Below are 19,650 nucleotides of genomic sequence, written 5' to 3' on the forward strand. Positions count from 1 at the left end.
CCATGCCCACCTGGATGCTCGCCGACCTGCCCGTGATCCCATGGTGCGGCGACCGCGAGGAGCTCACCGAGCAGGCGATCGAGCAGGTGGCCGAGGCCTGGCAGTTCGTCTGGGATGACGAGCGCAACCTGGTGATGCCGCACGACGACGACTGACCACTCCGCTGGGAGCCGAGGAGGTGATCCAGCATCTCCGGGCCGGGCGACGGAAACCCGGCACGCTGGCTACTCGCCGCGAGGCGATACGCCAGCCCTACATCGAGGTGATGGGATGCCACAGCGACCACCGCGGCCATGCCGCGCCCCAGGCTGCCCTGCCAAGACTACCGCGCGCCACGGCTTCTGCGACCAGCACGAACAGCAGGCCAGCGGCTGGCAACGACACCACCGAGGCAAGAGCAGCACTCAGCGAGGCTACGGCGCGCGCTGGCGCAAGCTGCGCGCCCTGGTCATGGAGCGTGACCGCTGGCTGTGTCAGCCCTGCCTGCAGCAGGGTATCGCCACCCCGGCGCACGCCGTTGACCACATCACCCCCAAGGCCCAGGGCGGCGACGACAGCCCCGGCAACCTCCGGGCGATCTGCCGGTCATGCCACCAGGCCAAGACCCAGCAGGAGGCCGCCCAGGCCCAGCACGGCGATGCCTGAGGGGGGAGGGGGTGGTCGGATCTCTACCAGCTGGCGCCGGAAAGACCGCCGCCGAAGTCAGTTTTTTATTCCCGCGGAATATGAAGTTCCAGGGGTTGCCGAGGAGGCCGCGCCATGGCAGGCACCAGCAAGAGCGGGCGCAAGCCGAAGCCCAGCCACCTGAAGGCGGTCCAGGGCAACCCCGGCAAGCGCGCCGTCAACCATGACGAGCCCCAGGGCGATGCGCTGACCGAAGCACCGCCGCCGCCGGCGTGGCTGGACGACAACGGCCGCGCCGCCTGGCTGCATCACGTCGAGTGGCTGGTGCGCACCAAGATCCTGACCCGCTCCGACCTCCACCTGTTCGAGACCTACTGCGACGCCTACGCCACCTGGCGCGCCGCGGTGGAGGACGTGGCCCGCAACGGCCTGACTGTGGAGACCGCCATGGGCGGCATCTCAAAGAACCCGGCGCTGACGGCCAAGAACGAGGCATTCCGCCAGATGACCGTGGCCGGCTCTGCCCTGGGCCTGACGCCTGCCGATCGCGCCCGCCTGGCCGTGCCCGGTGCCAAGGATGCCGACAACCCCTTCAAGGAACTGCTGGGCGGTAAACAGCGATGACACTCCATGGCCAGCTACCCCAACGTCAACAGCGCGAACAAGTACGCCCGCGACGTGGTGGGTGGCCGGGTACCCGCCTGCCGCTGGGTGAAGCTGGCCTGCAGGCGCCACCTCGATGACCTGAAGGCGGCCAAGGCCAAGAGCTACCCCTATCGGTTCGACCGCGACACCGCCGAGCGGGTCTGTGCCTTCATCCAGCTGCTGCCCCACACCAAGGGCAAGTGGGCCCGCGAGCGCAAGCTGATCGAGCTCGAGCCCTGGCAGCGCTTCCTGTTCGCGGTGCTGTTTGGCTGGGTGGCCAAGAGGACCGGCCTGCGGCGCTTCCGCGAGGCCTACATCGAGGTGCCGAGGAAGAACGGCAAGAGCGTGATCGCGGCCGGGGTGGCCAACTACATGCTCGCCGCGGATGGCGAGTACGGCGCCGAGGTCTACGGCGGCGCCACCACCGAGAAGCAGGCCTGGGAGGTGTTCCGCCCAGCCAAGTTGATGCTGACCAAGAGCCCCGCGCTGATCAGCGCCGCCGGCATCGAGGTGATGGCCAAGAACGTCAGCATCCCTGCGGATGGCAGCCGGCTCGAGCCGCTGATCGGCAACCCGGGGGATGGCTCCTCGCCGAGCTGCGCCCTGGTGGACGAGTTCCACGAGCACCAGACGCCTGACCTTTACGACACCATGCTCACCGGCATGGGTGCCCGCGACCAGCCGCTGATGTTCATCATCACCACCGCCGGCTTCAACCTCGCGGGGCCCTGCTACGACAAGCGCCGCCAGGCCCAGCAGGCGCTCGACGGCTCGGTGCCCAACCCCGAGTTGTTCGGGGCCATCTACACCATCGATGAGGGCGACGACTGGCAGGATCCGGCCACCCTGCGCAAGGCCAACCCGAACATGGGCGTCTCGGTCTCCGAGGAGTTCCTGGCCAAGGCGGAGCAGGACGCCATCCGCTACCCCAGCCGCCAGAACAGCTTCCTGACGAAGCACCTCAACCTGTGGGTCTCGGCGCGCACCGCCTGGCTGAACATGGCCGACTGGCATGCCGCCGGCGAGGAGGAGCTGGCGCTGGAGGCCTACGAGGGCCAGCCCTGCTGGGTCGGCGTGGACCTGGCCAGCAAGACCGACATCGCCGCCATCGCGCTGCTGTTCCGCGACGCCCAGGAGGATGGCAAAACCCGCTGGACCGCCTTCGTGCGCAGCTACCTGCCCGAGGGTGCCATCGAGCGGGCCAGCCATAACCGCGCCGCCTACGAGAGCTGGATCAACAGCGGCCACCTGATCACCACCGATGGCGAGGAGCTCGACTTCGACATCATCCGCGACGACCTGCTCGACCTGGCCGGCCGCTTCGAGATCGAGGAGATCGCCTACGACCCCTGGCGCGCCACCCAGCTGGCTCACCAGCTGATGAAAGACGGCGCCGAGATCGTCGAGTACCGCAACACCGTGCAGAACATGAGCCCGCCGATGCGGGAGATGGAGGCCGCCATCACCGCCGGCCGCTGGCGCCACGGCTGCGACCCGGTGCTGACCTGGATGGCCAGCAACGTGGTGGCCAAGGTCGACGCCAAGGAGAACCTCTATCCGCGCAAGGAGCGCGCGGAGAACAAGATCGACGGCATCGTCGCCATCCTCATGGCGCTGGGCCGGGCTCTCACTCTCGAGAACCAGGAGGACGACCTCCTGGCCTCGCTATCCGACGACGACATCCTGGTGATGTGAATGCGCCACTACCTGATCGACACCCTGGGCACGGCCGGCTTCGGGGCGCTGACCTATGGGCTGTACCTGCGTTACGGCCTGGCGGATGCGCTCATCGCCGGCGGCGGCCTGCTGCTGGTGCTGGCGCTGCTCGCTGCCCGGGCCGCCAAGCGCACCGCCGCGAAAGGAGCCAAGGCATGATCCTCGACAGCCTGTTCTCGCCGCCGGCCCAGCGCAACATCGAGAACCCTGACACCCCGCTGACCGGGCAGAACCTCGCCGAGTACCTCGACAGCGACATCGGCATCCAGGTCGACAACCAGTCGGCGATGACGCTCTCCGCCGTGTATGCCTGCATCTACGTGCTATCCGCCTCGGTGGCCCAGCTGCCGCTGCACGTGATGCGCAAGCAGGGCAACACCATCGAGGCCGCCAAGGACCACCCCGCCTACTGGCTGCTGCATGACGAGCCCAACCTCTGGCAGACCAGCTACAAGTGGCGCGAGACCAAGCAGGCCCACGTGCTCGGCTGGGGCAACGGCTACACCCAGGTGAAGCGCAACGCCCGCGGCGAGCTGCGCGAGCTGGTGATGCGTCGCCCCTGGGAGACCCAGCTGGTCAAGAACGGCAACCGCTACCTCTACGCCGTGGTGGACGAGGACGGCAGCCGCGCCGTGCAGCTGGAGGACATGATCCACGTGCGCGCCCTGGGCAGCGACGGCCGCACCGGCAAGAGCCTGGTTCGCCAGCACGCCGAGACCATCGGCCTGGGCCTCGCCGCCCAGCGCTACGGCAAGGACTTCTTCACCGGCGGCGGCCGTCCCACCGGGCTGGTCAGCGTGAAGAACACCCTGCAGAAGGACAGCTGGGAGCGCCTCAAGAAGGCCTGGGACACCGCCGTCTCGCGGCTCAAGACCAGCGAGAACAAGACCCTGATGCTGCCGGCGGATCTCGACTACAAGAGCATCACGATCCCGCCGGAAGACGCCCAGTTCCTCGAGACGCGCAAGCTCAACCGCTCCGAGATCGCCGGCATCTTCAACGTGCCTTCGCACATGATCAACGACTTGGAGAGGGCGACTTTCTCGAACATCAGCGAGCAGGCCATCCAGTTCGTGCGCCACACCATGATGCCGTGGATCGTCAACTGGGAGCAGGAGCTCAACCGGCGCATCTTCACCCGCGCCGAGCGCGCCGCCGGCTACTACTGCAAGTTCAACCTCGCCGGGCTGCTGCGCGGCACCGCCAAGGAGCGCGCCGAGTTCTACCACGCCGCCATCACCGACGGCTGGATGGACCGCAACGAGGCCCGCCTGCTTGAGGACATGAACCCCCGCGACGGCCTCGACCAGATGCTGGTCAGCGTCAACGCCCAGCCGGCCGACCAGCTCGGCCAGCCCGACAACCCCCAGGAGTGACCTCATGAGCGAGACCGAGAAGCGCGCGCTGGCCTGTGAGGTCCGCGCCGAGACGGACGACGACGGCCGCCCGGTGCGCATCGTCGGCCATGGCGCCGTGTTCAACCGCCGCAGCGAGATGATCATGGGCATGTTCAAGGAGGAGATCGCCCCCGGCGCCTTCGACGACGTGCTCACCGACGATGTGCGCGCGCTGTTCAACCACGACCCCAACTTCGTCCTCGGCCGCACCACCAGCGGCACCCTCGAGCTCAGCATCGACGCCGAAGGCCTGCGCTACGACATCGACCCGCCCGACACCCAGACAGTGCGCGACCAGGTGCTGGCGCCCCTGCAGCGGGGCGACATCACCGGCAGCTCCTTCGCCTTCCGCGTCGCCCCCGATGGCGACGAATGGCGCGAGGAGCCCGACGGCCTGATCGTGCGCACCATCACGCGCTTCAGCCGCCTGCTCGATGTCTCGCCGGTCACCTACCCGGCCTACCCGGATGCGGGCGCCGCCGCGCGCTCACTCCAAGCCCGCTGTGACGAGATCAAGGGTCTCGCCCAGCGTGCCGTCAACCAGCGCCGCGCCCGCGAGCGCTTCCTTGAGCTGATCCAAGCCTGATCACCCTCACCAACGCCCAGGAGGGCACCATGAAACTGCACGAACTCAAGCAGCGATACAGCGCCATCGCCAAGGACATGCGGGCGCTGCACGACTCCATCGGCGAAGCCGAGTGGTCCGACGAACAGCGCGACCAGTGGAAGCGCATGAAGCACGACCTGGACGGCCTGAACGCCCAGATTGAGCGCGAAGAGCAGCTGCGCGACGCCGACCAGCGCTTCGTCGAGGAACACGAGGAGGAGCACCGCGCCGTCGCCGGCGAGGAAGAGCGTGGCGGCCCCAGCCTGGACGAGCAGCGCGCCGCCGCCTTCGACGGCTTCCTGCGCCAGGGCATGGGCGAGCTCTCCGCTGAGCAGCGCCAGGTGCTGCGCGAGATGCGCGCCCAGAGCACCGACACCGACTCCGCCGGCGGCTACACCGTGCCCACCGAGATGCTCAACCGCATCTACGAGAGCATGGCCGACTACGGTGGCCTGGCCAGCGTGGCGCAGATCCTCACTACCGACACCGGCCACAGCCTGGAATGGCCCACCTCCGACGGCACCGCCGAGGAGGGCGAGCTGCTTGCCGAGAACGGCCAGGCCACCGAGGGCGATGTGACCTTCGGCATCAAGAACCTGGGTGCCAAGAAGCTCAGCTCCAAGGTGATCCGTGTCTCCAACGAGCTGCTCAACGACAGCGGCATCGACATCCAGGGCTTCCTGGCCAGCCGCATCGGCCAGCGCCTGGGCCGCGGTGAAGCCAAGTACCTGGTGCAGGGCACCGGCACCGGCACCCCGGAGCAGCCCACCGGCCTGCAGACCGCGGTGACCAACGTCACCACCGCGGCCAGCTCCAGCGAGTTCACCTGGCAGGAGGTGAACGCCCTGATCCACAGCCTCGACCCGGCCTACCGCCGCGCCGCGGGCTTCCGCCTCGGCTTCAACGACAACACCCTGCAGCTGCTTACCGAGATGGAAGACCTCAACGGCCGCCCGCTGTGGCTGCCCGAGGTGCGCGGCGCGGCTCCGGCCACCGTGCTCAGCGTGCCGTACTTCATCGACGCCGGCATCGCCGACCTGGGCGTGGATGCCAAGTTCATGTACGCCGGCGACTTCCAGCAGTTCGTGGTGCGCCGGGTGCGCTACATGGTGCTGAAGCGTCTGGTGGAGCGCTATGCCGACTACGACCAGACCGGCTTCCTGGCCTTCCACCGCTTCGACTGCGTGTTGCAGGACGCCGCGGCCATCAAGGCCCTGGGCGGCGCCGCCACCTGATCCGGCGACCTGAGTCGATGACGAACCGCCGGCCCCGCCCTCGGGTGGGGCCGGCCTCACTGAGGCAGCACCATGCTCGAGCTCGAGATCATCAGGCAGCAGTGCCGCCTGGAGCCGGACGACACCGACGAGGACGCGCTGCTCGAGACCTACGCCACCGCCGCCCAGCGGCTGGTGGAGAACCAGACGGGCCGCACGCTCTACGCCACCGAGGGCGAGATCCCGGTGGACGCGGAGACCGGCGAGCCCACCGACGAGCACGCCCTGGTGCTGGATGACGACCTGACCACCGCGATGCTGCTGCTCATCGGCCACTGGTTCGAGAACCGCGAGGCTGTGGTGATCGGCACCATCACCAGCGAATTGCCCCTGGCGGTGGAGGCGCTGATCGCCCCCTATCGCCACTACCAGATCTACTGAGGAGGCCGCCATGGCCAAGCAAGCCCCCGAGACCGATAAGCGCGAGGCGGCCGCCCCGGCCGAGACCGCCACTGCTGGCCAGGCCGAGACCGCCTCCGCCGCACCCAAGGCCGACAAGGCCACCCCCAAGCCCCGCACCAACCCGGCCATCAAGGGCCGGATGGTCGAGGCCAAGCTGCGCGCCCGGCACTGCCGCGGCGGCATCTGCAAGGAGAAGGGCCAGACCATGCGCATGACCGCCGGCGAGTACGAGCGCCTGAAGCGCCACGGCAGGGTGGAGTGATGGAGGCCGACCCGCTCGAGCGCCTGATCGCCGCGCTGCACGACCAGACCGCCGCCATGCGCGAGCTCGCCGAGAGCAATCGCGCCGTGGTGGATCTCGTCATCGCCCAGCAGGCCGAGGAGGAGGACGACGCGCCTGCGCCGCGCACCTTCCTCGACGGCACCCCGATGGATACCTGACCGGAGACTGACCCATGGCACAAGCCACCGTACTGGCCGCCGGCACCACCGCGGCCACCTCCACCGACATCGTGGTCGCCGCCGGCGAAAGCGTGACCGTTGGCATCTTCTCCGCTGCCGCCGCCCCGGTGCCGGCTGGCGCCGGCTTCACCGTGGCCCAGGACACCCCCGGAGCCGACAACATCGTCGCCCGCCTCGGCCAGCAGCAGCGCGCCACCGTGCTCGCCGGCCCCGGCACCTACCGGGTGAGCCGCCAGGCCTACACCGGCGAGGCCTTCGGCGTGTTCACGGAGACCTGACATGGCCGTGACCCGTAAACCGACCCGCAAGGTGGCCACGCGCCCCACGCGGCGGCCCAACCAGCTGCCGCGCAAGGGCGGCAGCCCGCCGGCGGTGCTGGCCCAGCCCACCAACCTCCAGGTTGAGGAGGTCTGATGCAGATCGGCAAGCTGCGCCACCGCGTGCGCCTGGAGCGCCCCGGCCGCACCCAGGATCCCAACACCGGCGAGATGGTCGACGGCTGGGAGCTGGTGGCCACCGTGTGGGCCAGCGTCGAGCCGCTCAGCGCCCGGGAGTTCATTGCCGCTCAGGCCGGGCAGAGCGAGGTCACCGCGCGCATCGTGCTCCGCCACCGCGAGGGCATCACCGCCGGCATGCGTGCGGTGCACCGCGGCAAACCGTATGACATCCAGGGCGTGCTGCCGGACCCCAAGAGCGGCCGCCACTACATCACCCTGCCCGTATCGGAGGGCGTGAACGATGGCAGCTGACAACCAACGGCCATTCCCACCGGAGTCACCCAAGACACGCCCGCTGGTGCTGCGCCGCGACAACTGGGGGCAGGTCGCCCTGCACGACGCCGAGACCGGCGAGATGCTCGCCGGCCAGGCCGAGGTAACGGTGCGGCAACTGCCGAGCGAGTGCACCGAGGTGACGGTCAGGTTCCACGCCCAGGGCGGGCAAGGCGTCAAGATCCAGGTGGACGATGGCGACTGACACCCTCGGCGGCGAGATCCAGGGCCTAGAGGAGGTGCTGGGCAAGCTCAAGGCGCTGGAGCAGCTGCCGCGCCAGAAGGCCACCCGCTTCGCGCTGCGCAAGGCCGCCAACCTGGTGCGCGATGCCGCCAAGGCCAACGCCGAACGGCTGGATGATCCCAAGACCAGCGAGAACATCGCGGCGAATATCCGCGTCGGGCTCGACAAGAAGCGCTATCGCCAGGAGGGCGAGATCAAGATGCGCGTCGGCGTGGCCGGCGGTGCCAAGGGCTTCGCCGCCGCGGTGGGTGAGCTGCGCGGGGCCGGCAAGGGCAACCCCGGGGGCGACACCTTCTACTGGCGCTTCCTGGAGTTCGGCACCTCGAAGATGGCCGCCCAGCCATTCATGCGCCCGGCCCTGGAGAGCAACACCGGCGCCGCTACCGGCGAGTTCGTGACCCACTTCGAGAAGGCCGTGACCCGAGCCATTCGCCGCGCCAACCGCGCCAAGGCCAAGAGGTAGCCGATGCATCCGCCCATCTTCCCGATCTGCGCCGCCGACCCCGCGGTGCAGGCCCAGCTCGGCACCCTGCCCACCCGGCTGTATGCCTGGGCCGAGGCGCCGCAGGAGGGCGCCACGCCCTACGCCGTGTGGCAGGTGATCACCGGCGCCCCCGAGAACCACCTGGGCGATGCGCCGGACGTGGACCGCTTCACGGTTCAGGTGGACGCCTACGCCCGCACCGGCGCCGAGGTGCTGGCCTTGGCCGAGGCGCTGCGCGATGCCATCGAGCCCCACGCCTACATCGTGCGCTGGGGCGACCAGACCACTGACCCCGACACCGGCCTGCGCCGGTACAGCTTCGACGTGAGCTGGCACGTGCTAAGGTAATGACAATGCCGGCCAGTGCTCTAACACTGGCCGGCATCTAACCAAAATCGTTGCGAGGTAACGATAATGGCTCATGGGATTGTACGTCGAACGTTTCACGGGTGCGAAGTTCTCGCCAGTGAAAAGGATCGCTCTTTGTTGATGGGCGACGGCTGGTATGTCAGCCAATATGGATACCTGGTGAGAAGGGTGCGAGGCGCTCGTCGTGATGAAAACAAGGAGTTCTTTCACCGCGTTGTGGCTGGTGCGGGTCCTTCCGAACAGGTCGATCATATCAATGGCGACAAGCTTGATAACCGAAGAGAGAATCTTCGGATATGCAGCCATGCTGACAACATGAAGAACAGAAAGACTCACAGAAATAACGGGAGTGGATTTAAAGGCGTCTACCCGGACAGAAACAAGTGGCGTGCCAAGATCACAGTGAACGGCAAAGTCCATCGGCTTGGTACGTTTGAAACTCCCGCTGAAGCTCATGGAGCTTATTGCCGCGCTGCCAAAGAGTTTCACAAGGATTACGCGCGACTAAGTTAGCGCCAGAAACACCCTCCAATGACCGCCTCCGGGCGGTTTTTTATTGCCCGCAAGTAGGAGCCACACCCCATGAGTAAGCTCGCTCAAGGTACCCACATCTTCTTCCTGGACCCGAACGATGGGTCGCCTGTCGTCACCCAGCTCAAGGGCGTGACCGACTTCAACCCCGGCGGCGCCCCGGCCAACCAGATCCCGGAAACCACCCTGGAAGACCTGGTGTATGAGAAATCGCGCGCCGGCCTGCGCGTGCCGGGCGCTGCCAGCATGACCATCAACACCGACGAGGTGACCAGCGGGCACTACCGCGTGTTCGAGCTCAGCGAGATGCCGCAGTCGCCCAACGTGTGGTGGGCGGTGGGCTGGAGCAACGGCACCGAGGCCCCGCGCACCGGGGGCAGCGTGGGCGAGGTCAGCGTCGATTCCGGCGGCTCCGGCTACACCGAGGTCACCGTGACCTTCTCAGCGCCTGACGACCCCGCCGGCACCCCGGCCGCGGCCACCGCCGTGGTCAGCGGTGGTGAGATCGTCAGCATCACCGTGACCGAGCCCGGCTCCGGCTACGACACCGCGCCCACCGTCACCATCAGCGACTCCGGCTCCGGTACCGGCGGCACGGCCACCGCCACCCTGGGCGATACCGTGTTCGTGCTGCCGGACTCCCGCACCTGGCTGCTGTTCGAGGGCTATGTCGCAGATTTCCCGTTCAACTTCGCCACCGACAGCATCGTCAACACCGATGTGCGCGTGCAGCGCTCCGGCGGCCTTAATTGGAAGAAGAAGGCGTAACCCATGGCCGATCTATCGCTCGACACCCTCCGCACCCAGGGCGCCTTCACCGGCGCCCCGGTCAAGAGGGAGGTGCGCTGGCGGGTCGACGACGAGGAGTACACCGCCACCGTGCACGTGCGCCGGCTCAGCTACCAGGCGGCGCTGTACGACGCCCAGGCCGCCAGCGGCCAGGTGGACAGCATCGCCGGGCGTATCGCGGCCAGCATCTGCGATGCCCAGGGCAAGGCCGTGTTCACGCCGCAGGACATCACCGGCGAGGCCGACCCGGAGCGCGGCGCTCTGCACCGTAACCTGACGCTCGCCCTGCTGGCGGTGATCGGCGAGGTGAATGGCCTGGGAAAGAAGCGGAGCCGCTCAGCGAAGGGGAAGAGCTCTGGCACGAGCTCGTCCTCAACGGCATCGGCGGGCGCACTATCGCGGAAGCGCAAGCGCGCCTGAGCTACGCCGAGTATCACCGCTGGGCGGCGTATCGCCGCAAGCGCGGCACCCTGCACCCCGGTCTGCGTGGTGACCGTGCCACCGGCCTGCTCGCCATGCTCTACATCAACGCCCACAAGAAGAAGGGCGCCCAGCCGACCACGCTCTGGGATCTGCTGCCCTTCGAGGAAGAGCCTCCCATCTCGATGGAAGAGGCGATGAAGACCTGGCACTGATCCTCCACAGGAGACCCCATGGCCACCAATAGCCTCGGCCAGCTGACGCTCGATCTCGTCGCCAAGACGGGCTCATTCGTGGCCGGCATGAACAAGAGCCAGCGCAGCGCCGCCAAGTGGCGCAAGGGCGTGGAGCGCGACCTCAAACGCGTGGGCACCGCCTTTGCCGCCCTGGGCGTGGCCGCCGGCGGGGCCCTGGCCGGCGCGGTGGTGCAAACCGCCAACCAGGCCCGCGAGCTGCAGAACCTGGCGCGCCTGAGCGACACCAGCACCCAGCAGTTCCAGAAGATGGCCTACGGTGCCGGACGCTTCGGCATCGAGCAGGACAAGCTCGCCGACATCCTCAAGGACACCAACGACCGCGTGGGCGACTTCATCGCCACCGGCGGCGGGCCGATGGCCGACTTCTTCGAGAACATCGCCCCGCAGGTCGGCGTCACCGCCGACGAGTTCGCCCGGCTCTCCGGCCCCGAGGCGCTGCAGCTCTACGTCAGCAGCCTGGAGGCGGCCGGCCTCAGCCAGAAGGACATGACCTTCTACATGGAGGCCATCGCCAGTGACGCCACCGCGCTGATCCCGCTGCTGGCCAACAACGGCGAGGAGATGCGCCGCCTGGGCGACGAGGCCGAGCGCACCGGCAACGTGTTCAGCGAGCTGGAGATGGACCAGCTCGAGGCCATCAAGACCAGCATGGACGAGCTCACCGGCGCCGCCACCGGCATGAAGAACGAGATGGTGCTCGAGGCCTTGCCGGCTATCGAGGAGTTCAGCGAGCTGCTGAAAGACCCGCAGACGTTGGAGAGCGCCCGCGCCCTCGGCGAGGCGATCGTCACCGCCATGGGCTGGGCCGCCTCGGCAATCCGCGAAACGGTGGGTGCCGCCCAGGCGCTGGGGCGTGAGTTGGGCGTGATCGCCGCGGGTATCGGCGGGCTCGAGCTGGAGGAGCAGAAGCGGCGCATTCTCAGCGCGCTGGATGACCCCGGAGAACGGCTGCGCTTCTTCGGCCCGGATGGGCTGGTGACCTACTACAGCGAGGACGAGCTGCGCGCCGAGCTGGCGCGGATTAACCAGCAAATCGAGCAGAACGCCGCCCGCTACACGTTCGACATCGAGGGCGGCGCCGACCCCGGCGATGGTCGCTCGATCATGGAGGTATTCCTGGGCGAGGGGCTGGAGCTGGCCGACAAGGGCTTCGCCCGCGTGGGGGCCGCCGCCGATGCCGCCGCCGAGGCGTTGGAGGGGTTCTCGCCCAGCCAGTCGGAAGAGGTGGATCGCATCCTCGAGGCCGCCGGCCCCGGGGCGACCATCGACGCCGAGGGCCAGATCCGCGACGCCTGGGGCAACACCCTGCCCACCCTGCAGCGGCAGCTGGATGCCGAGCTCAAGCGTCAGGTCGACGCCTTCAAGACCGACCAGAACCTCGCCGCCGGGCTCGAGGCCGCCGCCCAGGCCTTCATCGACGGTGCCAGCGAGGCAGCCAAGGCCGCCTGGGCCAGCGTGGTGCCCCAGGCCGCCGGCGAGGTGGTGGATGGCGTGCTGCCCACCGGTGACCAGGGTAGCGCCCCGATCCGCTGGAGCGATGGCGTGGCCAAGGTAAGCGAGGCCGCGGGGCAGGTGGGTGGCGAGACGGCCGCCCCCACCGGTGGCCGCGACCTCGGCACACTGCACCTTGTGAACGACAAGGGCGAGCGTCTGGACGTGTTAGCCAATCCTGATGCCGCCGAATCCTGGCTCGCCGACGTGCTCTCCGGCGCCGCGGCCGGCAGCCCCTCGAGGTGACCATGGGCTGGACACGCGACAAGACCGAGCACGCCCGCCGCCTGGCGATCTGCGCCGAGTGCCCGCACGCGGTGCTGACCGTGGCCGGCGCCTGCGGCACCTGCCGCACGCCGCGGCTGATCAAGGCCGCCAAGACCGATGCCGACCTGGCCTGCCGCAAGCCCGGCTGCGGCGGCGAGATCCAGGGCAAGGAGATCCCCCGCTGTGGCGCCTGCGGCTGCCCGCTGGCCACCCGCGTCTATGCCACCTGCCCCAAGGGCAAGTGGTAGCCTCTTAGCTCGCTTAGGAAACCTGGGCTATCCTGACCAGCCACACCGCGTTTCACACGAACAAGGAGGTCAGGATGCGGATCATCGCGTTATCACTCTTGCTGGCGCTGCCCCTGGCGGCGGGCGCCCAGGTCAAATGCCCGGACGGTTCCTATCGGCAGAGCTGCCCGGGCGGCGGCGGCCAGGCGATCAGCGGGGGCAACGTCTCCACCTACGATGGCCCCGCGCAGCAGTCGCTGCCGCCGCTGCAATTCAACTCCGGGGGCAGCCAGGAATCGCGCCGCTACCGCAGCGCCGGCGAGGCGACTCGCAGCGGACAGGCCCTGGAGGGGCCGCGCTCGGTGCGCGAGCGGGCGGACTCCGCCGGGCTCACCCGCAACCAGCTGGTGCGCGCCCGCAACCGCGGCAACCTGCTGGTGGGCATGAGCCGTAAGGACGTGGACCACATCATGGGCCCGCCGGATGACGTGAACACCTACGTCAACTCCGGCCGGCGCTGCGACAACCTGTGGTACCGCGACCGTGAGCGCGGCTGGCACACCCGCATCACCATGTGCGGGGGCAAGCTGACCAGCTACGGCGCCGACAGCCGCTGACCCCAACCGCAAGACACCCCAGGCCCCGCCAGCGTGCGGGGCCTCGTCATTCTGGGCCCGCCATTGTGCGGGCTTTTTGCTGCCTGGAGGCCTCGCGCCCATGTCTGACTGGAAGCTGTACACCGACGCCGCGCTGACCACCGAGTTCAACGGCACCCTGACCACGGTGCACAAGACCGATTTCTCCGATAACCCGCAGGACTTCGTTCTCTACTTCGGCAACGTGGCGGGCGACCCGGGCGACAACCAGGTGCTCGAGCTGGTGGAGAGCACCGCGCCGGGCACCAACTACCTGGCGCTCTCCATCGTGGATGCCAGCCCCGGCAGCGGCCACGAGGCCAGCGAGATCACCCTGGCCAAGACGGCGGCGGGGCTGGATACCGCCACCGCTGGCGCCTCGCTGGACCTCGGCGAGGACGACGCCTCCATCGGTGTGATCCGCCTGCTCTCCGGGGTGAGCGCGGCGCAGGAGGTGCACATCCGCATCGAGAACGCTGTGGGCCAGGAGGGCACCAGCACCGAGCTCTCCTCGGCCATGGTCGAGGTCATCAGCCGCACCGCTTCCACCGCATAAGGGGCGCCCATGGCACTGGCACAGCCCACCGGGCTCCAAGTCCAGACGCTGCAGGAGCCGCTGATCACCTTCGAGCAGCAGGTCGAGGAGGTGATCCCCGCGCGCACCCTGATCACCTTCAACCAGGTGGTCGACGACAGCGCGACCCTGGTGCCCGCGCGCGAGCTGATCGGCTTCACCCAGGTGGTGGACGACAGCGCCGAGATCATCCCCGCCCGGGAGCTGATCACGTTCCAGCAGGTGGTGGATGACGACGCCGAGCTGATCCCGGCCCGCACGCTGATCACCTTCGAGCAGCGCGTGCGCGAGCTGACGGTGATCCCCGCACGCACCCTGATCACCTTCCGCCAGCAGGTGGAGGAGGTGATCCCGGCGCGCACGCTGATCCGCTTCCGCCAGGCGGTGCGCGGCCCCGGCGCCACCCAGCCGCTGCGCATCTACCTGGATGGCCAGGACATCACCGGGCGCTGCCTGCACAGCCGCGTGACGATCAACGCCGGCGAGGGCGACAACCGCACGGCCGAGCTCAGCTACCTGCCGCCCCAGGGCGTGATCGACGTGCCCAGCTTCCAGGGCCGGGTGATCGAGATCACCCGCGAGCAGGGCGGCCAGGTGGTGGCGCTGTTCAGCGGCGTGGTAGACGAGCCCGTCTACCAGCTCGACCAGCCCCGCAACATCCGCCTGCGCTGTAGCGACCTGCGATCCGAGCGCCTGGGCCGCGAGCCGCAATCGCGCCTGCAAACGCTGACGGGCGGGCTCTACTCGCCCATCGTGCAGCGTGAGGACGCCACGGGAGAGGAGTGGGTGCGCGAGCTGATGCGTGGCGTCTCCGGCTCGCTGGACTACACCGGCAGCGGCGCCCTGCGCTACTCGCCCTGGGGCACCGGCACGCCGGCCCACAGCCTGCAGGCCGGGCAGATCCACTACCTCAGCAACAGCCTGCAATTCAGCAAGCGCGACCAGATCGTCAACCGCATCACCGCGCGGCTGGAGTACCGGTATTATCAGCGGAATACGTTTACTCACACCGTTGACCTGGAGATGGATCGCGCCGAGAGCGGCGTAGGCGGCACCATCGGCGTGCTGCCGGCACCGGGTCACACCATCCCGACGAAAGACGCGTTGCTCTCTGCCATCGAGAGCGTGTCCGGATGGCGTCCGATGGAGGTCGCGTTCAAGCCCATCGCGGCGGACGGCTGGTACAAGTACAGCGCCGCCGACACCAACAAGACCGCCTGGACCGTTAACCCAGTGGTCCGCGAGTTGCGGGCCATGGGCGTGGACGCCTCGCTTGAGCGCTACATCAGCCAGCCAAAGCGCGAGACCTACGAGCTGACCATCGAGGCGCCGCAGTCCATCGCGCAGTACGGCGAGATCGACGGGCGCGAGCTACGGGTATCCGCCGAGACCCGCGTCGACCCCGCGGTGTTCGAGGAGCGCGGCTGCGTCATCACCGCCGACCCCGACGACCGCCGCGCCGATGTCAACCTGGCGCTGCAGGTGCTCCAGCGCATCGCCGCCAAGGAGATCCGCGGCGCCCACCGGCAGAACCAGGTCAACCTGCGCTACAAGCCCAAGACCGGCCGCCCCGGCCATCAGGAGTGGCTGCCCCTGGAGATCGGCCAGACCGTGAGCGTCACCACCCCCGAGATGGACGTGACCGGCCAGGTGACCGCCTTCCAGCACGTCGAGAGCAGCGGCGACCGCTGGACGGATTTCAGCCTCGCGATCAGCCAGGTTAACTCGGCCATCAGCGTCACCGAGGACTGGTCGCTCCCGGCCCCGCCGGCCACCTACAAGCTCAGCGAACTCGCCCAGCCCACCATGACCCCCGACTGCCCGCTGCCGGTTGACGAGCAGCAGGTGCAGGGTGTCAGCCGCATCGAGCCCGACGGCACCGTCTATGTCGTCGCCCCCGCGATTGGCCGCGGCCAGGTCGACGAGATCATCGGCACGCGGACGCACACCTACAACGTCGACATCCCGAAAGACCTATTCCAAGTGGAGGTGCCCTGACATGGCGCGTCGTGTTTCATGGACCAATAACAGCAGCGGCCACCTCGGGACGCGCATCTATCGCGCCCCGACGCTTGACCCGCAGAATCTCCCCGCCCCGGTGGCGACCGTTGGCCCGGTGGCCCAGGGGGAGACGGCTGAGTGGGTGGACAACAGCGGGGAGTATGGGTGCTATGCCGTGCAGGACTATGACGCCCAGGGGGTGGGGGCGCTGAGTGCTGAGGTGTGTGTCACTGATCCGTGGGCCAATGTTCAGATCGGCGACGAGATCGGCGGTGGGGTGTACGCAGGCACACATACCGATGGCACCAATACCTGGCACGTCATCTTTGCCACGCAGACGGCAGAGTCTGCTGTCGGCCCTGAGTGGGGCAACTACGGCACGTCGACGGGGGCTACCAACCCGGATGACGGCCTCGCCAACCAGACGGAGATTTTGACCAACCACGACGACGGCAGCGCGGACGCCTTCTACCACTGCCGGGACTACGTGGACGGGGACGGCAACAACGACTACTACCTGCCGGCGCGTAACGAGCTGGCGCTGGTCGATGCGCTGGTGGGCATGTCGCATGCCGAGTTCTCGACCGACCTGTCGGCGTATCGCTGGTCGAGCACGGAGAACTCGTCGGTCAACGCTTGGACTCGTAGATTCTCCGGCAGTGTCGAGAGCACCTTCAACAAGAGCAGCACCAGTCTACGGGTCCGCCCAGTCCGCAGGGTGCCGGTATGAGCAGCAGCCGACTCAGTCGCGCCATCCAGCGCATCGCCAAATCAGATCCCGACCTGCGTGGCGCTATTAAGGCAACGCGCAATCGCGGCGACCAACCCGGGGCCAGCGGCGTCGGTACGTCCGAGAGTGAGCGCGACCGTATATGCTGTGATGGGAGCGTCAACGAAAACCCCAACCCCGGCACAGAGACGAGAGACCCCGATAGTGGCGGGCAGGATGCCAGCGGCGGGCTCGACCCTGACGACCCAGCCAACCTCGATGAAATGGGCGAGGGCTCGCTGACGGGGCTGCATGACTGCGCGACGGGCGAGCCAGTATGTTTTGAGGGTAGTGACTGGGTGCCGCCAGATGGGTGGGAGTCGCCGACCGAGCCGCCGATCTCGGATGGCTATGAAGAGGGATACTTCTGGATTTATAACAATCAAGTCGCATATAGAGGGCAAACTGCGTTTGAAGCGGCGTCTAAATGGTGTAATGATTACGGGTTTTGCGTTTCCATATGTGGGTGTAGTGGAGGGGGGTGCAACTATACGTATTCACTCTCGGATGAAGACTGCACGTCCGTCATTTCAGTAGATAAAAGAGAATGCAACACTAATAACGCAGACATATGTGACCAGCCACCACCGTTAGCCGACTCCTGGCCCTCCGACTCCTGCGTCAACCTCGCCATCAAAAACGGCTCCATCGTCGGCTCGAAATACGACCCCGAGAACGATGGCAGCTACAGCAAGCCGCGCCAGGAAATCCCGCTCTGCGATCAGTACGGCAACTCAATCCTGATTCGCGCGGACACCGACAGCACCTGGAAGAGCATCAAGGCGCTGGACGGTGACATCGACCCCGACACCGGCTATGGCTATCTCTACGAGACGGCCACCGGCAGGCGAATCCGCCAGATCAGCCCGAGCGAGTTCCGCGACGACACGGTGTAGGCGATCTCCTACACGCCGGCGCGCCGATCTCGTCGCGCTGCTGACCGGCGCGGTGCTACGCTGAGAGTGTGACGCCATTCCCCTGCGATGCCACGGCACCGCCTGCTCCTTGCGTCACGGGAACCAGGGACGGTAGGGCAGGGACGCCCATCATTCAGGAGTCGGCATGCGCATCATCGGCGGTTCGTTCGGCACCCGAGGCACGATCAAGATCGGGAGTCACGGCGTGCGCATCAAGGCCAGCCGTGAGGCGCTCTACCCACCCGGCACCGTGACCCGCGTGTCCACCCGCCAGGAGAAGGAGCGCCGCTTCGGCTGCCTCTCGTTCCTCGTCGGCCTGCTGCTGTTCGGCACCCTCGCCACCCTGTTACTGGGCCCGCTCGGCCTGATCAGCGCCCTGGTGCTGTGCATCGCCGGCTCGTTCTACGGCACCACCCGCTACCTGGTCGATATGGTGTTCAAGGACGGCGCCCACCTCACCCTAGAGACCACCCGCCGCCAGGCGGATCAGTTGGTGCAGCTGCAGAGCGTGCGCAGCAGCCCGCCGGACACTCCAGCGCCGCCGCTGGCATCGGACGAACCCAGCCCCGAGCAGCAACGCGCCCAGGAGTGGCTCGCCGATCCCGAGACGGTGATCCTCGACACCGAGACCACCGGCCTCAGCGAGAACGCCCAGGTGCTCGAGCTGGCGATTATCGACATGCAGGGCAACGAGCTGCTCAACACCCTGGTCAGGCCCTCAGCCCCCGTCGGCGCCAAGGCCCGGGAGATCCACGGCATCACCCGCGAGCATGTGCGCGACGCGCCCACCGTGGCCGACCTGGCCATGCACCTGCGCGCCATCCTCCAGGATCGCCGCGTGGTGACCTACAACGCCGAGTTCGACGAGCGCCTGCTGCGCCAATCGCTCGCCGCGCACGATGTGGAGATGCCCCGCGGGGTGACGTTCGAGTGCGCGATGCGTACCTACGCCGAGTGGTATTCACCGGGCGGCCGCTGGCAGAAGCTCGGCAACGCCGCCCGCCAGACCGGCACCCACGTCGCTGGCACCCCGCACCGGGCGATGACCGACTGCCAGACCACCCTCGGCGTGATCCAGGCCATGGCCCAGTGGCCCAGCCACCAGGCCTCGCCCCACCGCAACCGCCAGCCGGCCACCCCTACCCAACGCCCCGCCGCCGTCTTCCAGGAGCCGCCACGCGAGGGCTGGCCCACCTGGGCGATCGTGCTCGTGATCGTCATCGGGGTGATCTGGCTGCTGTAGGCGGGCCATCCCACGGCACCGGCCGACGCACCTGACCGGACACCGCCCCGGGATCCCGCGCCACCCGCCAGACCCCCTCCACCACATCCAGCCCCCGCTCCAGCAGCGCGATCGGCGAACCCGGCTGCCAGTAGGCCTGGTCGTCCAGGTCCGCCAACCGCACCCGCCCGCTGACCAGCTGTCCCTCCCAGATCACATGATACTCAATCAGCCGACCCCGAGGCGGCCGCGCCCGCCGCAGGCTCGTCCAGCCGCGTCGCTCCAAGCGCTTGCGCCAGGTGGTGATCCGGTAGAGGGTCGCGTCGTCCATGGGGGCACGATGCCGGCAGTGGGGTAGGGTGGCAATCAGTGGGCCGCTGGCATCCCGTAAAACCTCCCCGGCGCGCCGCGAAACACCGTTGTCGCATGTGCTGTATATATCACCATAATGGGAAGGTGATTCTCTAATGATGGCAGTAGGTTAGGCGAGGCTGTAGGCAACACTGGCAGTGTTGAGGTCAGCGGTTCGATCCCGCTAGGCTCCACCAACAAGACA

General features: G+C 67.9%; 30 protein-coding genes and 1 tRNA gene. 30 read left to right on the forward strand and 1 reads right to left on the reverse strand.

Going from position 1 to position 19,650, the window contains the following annotated elements:
- Positions 1-2 precede the first annotated feature (2 nt).
- From BLP95_RS16910 to BLP95_RS13970, 29 genes are all read left to right on the forward strand, one after another.
- Positions 3-155, forward strand: coding sequence for a hypothetical protein (locus BLP95_RS16910; protein WP_176760298.1), 153 nt, complete (start codon positions 3-5; stop codon positions 153-155).
- A 115-nt stretch (positions 156-270) separates the two neighbouring features.
- On the forward strand, positions 271-645 hold the full coding sequence (locus tag BLP95_RS13845) for an HNH endonuclease (protein ID WP_089680354.1): 375 nt from the start codon (positions 271-273) through the stop codon (positions 643-645).
- A gap of 114 nt (positions 646-759) precedes the next feature.
- A complete protein-coding gene (locus tag BLP95_RS13850; protein WP_089680356.1) occupies positions 760-1,248 on the forward strand; it encodes a phage terminase small subunit P27 family in 489 nt (162 codons plus the stop codon).
- 6 nt (positions 1,249-1,254) lie between these two features.
- Positions 1,255-2,964 (forward strand): terminase large subunit, encoded by a 1,710-nt coding sequence (locus BLP95_RS13855; protein WP_089680358.1) that lies wholly within the window; start codon positions 1,255-1,257, stop codon positions 2,962-2,964.
- Entirely contained in the window at positions 2,965-3,144 is a 180-nt protein-coding gene (locus BLP95_RS13860) for a hypothetical protein (RefSeq protein WP_089680360.1), read from the forward strand. It begins immediately after the preceding gene.
- Positions 3,141-4,361, forward strand: a complete 1,221-nt coding sequence (locus BLP95_RS13865) for a phage portal protein (protein WP_089680362.1) — start codon at positions 3,141-3,143, stop codon at positions 4,359-4,361. The genes BLP95_RS13860 and BLP95_RS13865 overlap by 4 nt, the downstream gene beginning before the upstream one ends.
- A gap of 4 nt (positions 4,362-4,365) precedes the next feature.
- The gene (locus tag BLP95_RS13870; protein WP_089680364.1) at positions 4,366-4,968 is read left to right on the forward strand and encodes an HK97 family phage prohead protease; all 603 of its coding nucleotides are present in this window, start codon (positions 4,366-4,368) and stop codon (positions 4,966-4,968) included.
- A 29-nt stretch (positions 4,969-4,997) separates the two neighbouring features.
- Positions 4,998-6,224, forward strand: coding sequence for a phage major capsid protein (locus BLP95_RS13875; protein WP_089680366.1), 1,227 nt, complete (start codon positions 4,998-5,000; stop codon positions 6,222-6,224).
- Positions 6,225-6,296: 72 nt separating this feature from the next.
- The gene (locus BLP95_RS13880) at positions 6,297-6,644 is read left to right on the forward strand and encodes a head-tail connector protein (protein WP_089680368.1); all 348 of its coding nucleotides are present in this window, start codon (positions 6,297-6,299) and stop codon (positions 6,642-6,644) included.
- 10 nt (positions 6,645-6,654) lie between these two features.
- Entirely contained in the window at positions 6,655-6,927 is a 273-nt protein-coding gene (locus BLP95_RS13885) for a hypothetical protein (RefSeq protein ID WP_089680370.1), read from the forward strand.
- Positions 6,927-7,106, forward strand: a complete 180-nt coding sequence (locus BLP95_RS13890; protein WP_089680371.1) for a hypothetical protein — start codon at positions 6,927-6,929, stop codon at positions 7,104-7,106. The genes BLP95_RS13885 and BLP95_RS13890 overlap by 1 nt, the downstream gene beginning before the upstream one ends.
- Positions 7,107-7,120: 14 nt before the next feature.
- Positions 7,121-7,405 (forward strand): hypothetical protein, encoded by a 285-nt coding sequence (locus tag BLP95_RS13895; protein WP_089680373.1) that lies wholly within the window; start codon positions 7,121-7,123, stop codon positions 7,403-7,405.
- A 1-nt stretch (position 7,406) separates the two neighbouring features.
- Positions 7,407-7,541, forward strand: a complete 135-nt coding sequence (locus BLP95_RS17215; RefSeq protein WP_281187384.1) for a hypothetical protein — start codon at positions 7,407-7,409, stop codon at positions 7,539-7,541.
- The gene (locus BLP95_RS13900) at positions 7,541-7,876 is read left to right on the forward strand and encodes a phage head closure protein (RefSeq protein ID WP_089680375.1); all 336 of its coding nucleotides are present in this window, start codon (positions 7,541-7,543) and stop codon (positions 7,874-7,876) included. The genes BLP95_RS17215 and BLP95_RS13900 overlap by 1 nt, the downstream gene beginning before the upstream one ends.
- A complete protein-coding gene (locus BLP95_RS13905) occupies positions 7,866-8,102 on the forward strand; it encodes a hypothetical protein (RefSeq protein ID WP_143004433.1) in 237 nt (78 codons plus the stop codon). Before BLP95_RS13900 ends, BLP95_RS13905 begins: the two co-directional genes overlap by 11 nt.
- On the forward strand, positions 8,092-8,604 hold the full coding sequence (locus BLP95_RS13910) for an HK97-gp10 family putative phage morphogenesis protein (RefSeq protein ID WP_089680379.1): 513 nt from the start codon (positions 8,092-8,094) through the stop codon (positions 8,602-8,604). Before BLP95_RS13905 ends, BLP95_RS13910 begins: the two co-directional genes overlap by 11 nt.
- A 3-nt stretch (positions 8,605-8,607) precedes the next feature.
- The gene (gp17, locus tag BLP95_RS13915) at positions 8,608-8,973 is read left to right on the forward strand and encodes a tail completion protein gp17 (protein ID WP_089680382.1); all 366 of its coding nucleotides are present in this window, start codon (positions 8,608-8,610) and stop codon (positions 8,971-8,973) included.
- A 66-nt stretch (positions 8,974-9,039) separates the two neighbouring features.
- Positions 9,040-9,507 (forward strand): HNH endonuclease, encoded by a 468-nt coding sequence (locus tag BLP95_RS13920; protein ID WP_143004434.1) that lies wholly within the window; start codon positions 9,040-9,042, stop codon positions 9,505-9,507.
- A 69-nt stretch (positions 9,508-9,576) separates the two neighbouring features.
- Positions 9,577-10,293 (forward strand): phage tail tube protein, encoded by a 717-nt coding sequence (locus BLP95_RS13925; RefSeq protein WP_089680384.1) that lies wholly within the window; start codon positions 9,577-9,579, stop codon positions 10,291-10,293.
- A 3-nt stretch (positions 10,294-10,296) separates the two neighbouring features.
- A complete protein-coding gene (locus BLP95_RS13930; RefSeq protein ID WP_089680386.1) occupies positions 10,297-10,734 on the forward strand; it encodes a phage tail assembly chaperone family protein, TAC in 438 nt (145 codons plus the stop codon).
- The gene (locus tag BLP95_RS17265) at positions 10,731-10,949 is read left to right on the forward strand and encodes a phage tail assembly protein T (protein ID WP_425402566.1); all 219 of its coding nucleotides are present in this window, start codon (positions 10,731-10,733) and stop codon (positions 10,947-10,949) included. The genes BLP95_RS13930 and BLP95_RS17265 overlap by 4 nt, the downstream gene beginning before the upstream one ends.
- 18 nt (positions 10,950-10,967) lie before the next feature.
- Complete coding sequence (locus BLP95_RS13940) at positions 10,968-12,728, forward strand: hypothetical protein (protein ID WP_089680390.1); 1,761 nt, start codon at positions 10,968-10,970, stop codon at positions 12,726-12,728.
- 2 nt (positions 12,729-12,730) lie between these two features.
- Positions 12,731-12,997 (forward strand): hypothetical protein, encoded by a 267-nt coding sequence (locus BLP95_RS13945; protein ID WP_089680392.1) that lies wholly within the window; start codon positions 12,731-12,733, stop codon positions 12,995-12,997.
- A 74-nt stretch (positions 12,998-13,071) separates the two neighbouring features.
- Positions 13,072-13,593, forward strand: coding sequence for a hypothetical protein (locus BLP95_RS13950; RefSeq protein ID WP_089680394.1), 522 nt, complete (start codon positions 13,072-13,074; stop codon positions 13,591-13,593).
- 100 nt (positions 13,594-13,693) lie between these two features.
- Positions 13,694-14,167, forward strand: coding sequence for a hypothetical protein (locus tag BLP95_RS13955; protein ID WP_089680396.1), 474 nt, complete (start codon positions 13,694-13,696; stop codon positions 14,165-14,167).
- Positions 14,168-14,176: 9 nt separating this feature from the next.
- Positions 14,177-16,183 (forward strand): hypothetical protein, encoded by a 2,007-nt coding sequence (locus BLP95_RS13960; RefSeq protein ID WP_089680397.1) that lies wholly within the window; start codon positions 14,177-14,179, stop codon positions 16,181-16,183.
- A gap of 1 nt (position 16,184) precedes the next feature.
- Positions 16,185-16,916: a hypothetical protein gene (locus BLP95_RS13965; RefSeq protein ID WP_089680399.1), complete on the forward strand. Its 732-nt coding sequence runs from the start codon at positions 16,185-16,187 to the stop codon at positions 16,914-16,916.
- Entirely contained in the window at positions 16,913-17,851 is a 939-nt protein-coding gene (locus tag BLP95_RS16755) for a hypothetical protein (protein ID WP_143004435.1), read from the forward strand. The genes BLP95_RS13965 and BLP95_RS16755 overlap by 4 nt, the downstream gene beginning before the upstream one ends.
- A gap of 166 nt (positions 17,852-18,017) precedes the next feature.
- Positions 18,018-19,115, forward strand: a complete 1,098-nt coding sequence (locus tag BLP95_RS13970; RefSeq protein WP_089680402.1) for a 3'-5' exonuclease — start codon at positions 18,018-18,020, stop codon at positions 19,113-19,115.
- On the opposite strand, the gene BLP95_RS16915 is transcribed toward BLP95_RS13970, so the two are convergent.
- On the reverse strand, positions 19,090-19,425 hold the full coding sequence (locus BLP95_RS16915; protein WP_176760299.1) for a hypothetical protein: 336 nt from the start codon (positions 19,423-19,425) through the stop codon (positions 19,090-19,092). The genes BLP95_RS13970 and BLP95_RS16915 overlap by 26 nt on opposite strands.
- A gap of 120 nt (positions 19,426-19,545) precedes the next feature.
- On the opposite strand from BLP95_RS16915, the gene BLP95_RS16920 reads away from it, so the two are divergent.
- A tRNA-Ser gene (locus BLP95_RS16920) sits at positions 19,546-19,642 on the forward strand.
- The last annotated feature ends 8 nt before the right edge of the window (positions 19,643-19,650 follow it).

The sequence above is a fragment of the Halomonas shengliensis genome, assembly GCF_900104135.1.
Classification (GTDB): Bacteria; Pseudomonadota; Gammaproteobacteria; order Pseudomonadales; family Halomonadaceae; genus Halomonas; species Halomonas shengliensis.

Bases quoted from the DNA above. Each gene is read 5' to 3' on its own strand.
- BLP95_RS16910 (WP_176760298.1), top strand. From the start codon at position 3: ATGCCCACCTGGATGCTCGCCGACCTGCCCGTGATCCCATGGTGCGGC.
- BLP95_RS13845 (WP_089680354.1), top strand. From the start codon at position 271: ATGCCACAGCGACCACCGCGGCCATGCCGCGCCCCAGGCTGCCCTGCC.
- BLP95_RS13850 (WP_089680356.1), top strand. From the start codon at position 760: ATGGCAGGCACCAGCAAGAGCGGGCGCAAGCCGAAGCCCAGCCACCTG.
- BLP95_RS13855 (WP_089680358.1), top strand. From the start codon at position 1,255: ATGGCCAGCTACCCCAACGTCAACAGCGCGAACAAGTACGCCCGCGAC.
- BLP95_RS13860 (WP_089680360.1), top strand. From the start codon at position 2,965: ATGCGCCACTACCTGATCGACACCCTGGGCACGGCCGGCTTCGGGGCG.
- BLP95_RS13865 (WP_089680362.1), top strand. From the start codon at position 3,141: ATGATCCTCGACAGCCTGTTCTCGCCGCCGGCCCAGCGCAACATCGAG.
- BLP95_RS13870 (WP_089680364.1), top strand. From the start codon at position 4,366: ATGAGCGAGACCGAGAAGCGCGCGCTGGCCTGTGAGGTCCGCGCCGAG.
- BLP95_RS13875 (WP_089680366.1), top strand. From the start codon at position 4,998: ATGAAACTGCACGAACTCAAGCAGCGATACAGCGCCATCGCCAAGGAC.
- BLP95_RS13880 (WP_089680368.1), top strand. From the start codon at position 6,297: ATGCTCGAGCTCGAGATCATCAGGCAGCAGTGCCGCCTGGAGCCGGAC.
- BLP95_RS13885 (WP_089680370.1), top strand. From the start codon at position 6,655: ATGGCCAAGCAAGCCCCCGAGACCGATAAGCGCGAGGCGGCCGCCCCG.
- BLP95_RS13890 (WP_089680371.1), top strand. From the start codon at position 6,927: ATGGAGGCCGACCCGCTCGAGCGCCTGATCGCCGCGCTGCACGACCAG.
- BLP95_RS13895 (WP_089680373.1), top strand. From the start codon at position 7,121: ATGGCACAAGCCACCGTACTGGCCGCCGGCACCACCGCGGCCACCTCC.
- BLP95_RS17215 (WP_281187384.1), top strand. From the start codon at position 7,407: ATGGCCGTGACCCGTAAACCGACCCGCAAGGTGGCCACGCGCCCCACG.
- BLP95_RS13900 (WP_089680375.1), top strand. From the start codon at position 7,541: ATGCAGATCGGCAAGCTGCGCCACCGCGTGCGCCTGGAGCGCCCCGGC.
- BLP95_RS13905 (WP_143004433.1), top strand. From the start codon at position 7,866: ATGGCAGCTGACAACCAACGGCCATTCCCACCGGAGTCACCCAAGACA.
- BLP95_RS13910 (WP_089680379.1), top strand. From the start codon at position 8,092: ATGGCGACTGACACCCTCGGCGGCGAGATCCAGGGCCTAGAGGAGGTG.
- gp17 (WP_089680382.1), top strand. From the start codon at position 8,608: ATGCATCCGCCCATCTTCCCGATCTGCGCCGCCGACCCCGCGGTGCAG.
- BLP95_RS13920 (WP_143004434.1), top strand. From the start codon at position 9,040: ATGGCTCATGGGATTGTACGTCGAACGTTTCACGGGTGCGAAGTTCTC.
- BLP95_RS13925 (WP_089680384.1), top strand. From the start codon at position 9,577: ATGAGTAAGCTCGCTCAAGGTACCCACATCTTCTTCCTGGACCCGAAC.
- BLP95_RS13930 (WP_089680386.1), top strand. From the start codon at position 10,297: ATGGCCGATCTATCGCTCGACACCCTCCGCACCCAGGGCGCCTTCACC.
- BLP95_RS13940 (WP_089680390.1), top strand. From the start codon at position 10,968: ATGGCCACCAATAGCCTCGGCCAGCTGACGCTCGATCTCGTCGCCAAG.
- BLP95_RS13945 (WP_089680392.1), top strand. From the start codon at position 12,731: ATGGGCTGGACACGCGACAAGACCGAGCACGCCCGCCGCCTGGCGATC.
- BLP95_RS13950 (WP_089680394.1), top strand. From the start codon at position 13,072: ATGCGGATCATCGCGTTATCACTCTTGCTGGCGCTGCCCCTGGCGGCG.
- BLP95_RS13955 (WP_089680396.1), top strand. From the start codon at position 13,694: ATGTCTGACTGGAAGCTGTACACCGACGCCGCGCTGACCACCGAGTTC.
- BLP95_RS13960 (WP_089680397.1), top strand. From the start codon at position 14,177: ATGGCACTGGCACAGCCCACCGGGCTCCAAGTCCAGACGCTGCAGGAG.
- BLP95_RS13965 (WP_089680399.1), top strand. From the start codon at position 16,185: ATGGCGCGTCGTGTTTCATGGACCAATAACAGCAGCGGCCACCTCGGG.
- BLP95_RS16755 (WP_143004435.1), top strand. From the start codon at position 16,913: ATGAGCAGCAGCCGACTCAGTCGCGCCATCCAGCGCATCGCCAAATCA.
- BLP95_RS13970 (WP_089680402.1), top strand. From the start codon at position 18,018: ATGCGCATCATCGGCGGTTCGTTCGGCACCCGAGGCACGATCAAGATC.
- BLP95_RS16915 (WP_176760299.1), bottom strand. From the start codon at position 19,425: ATGGACGACGCGACCCTCTACCGGATCACCACCTGGCGCAAGCGCTTG.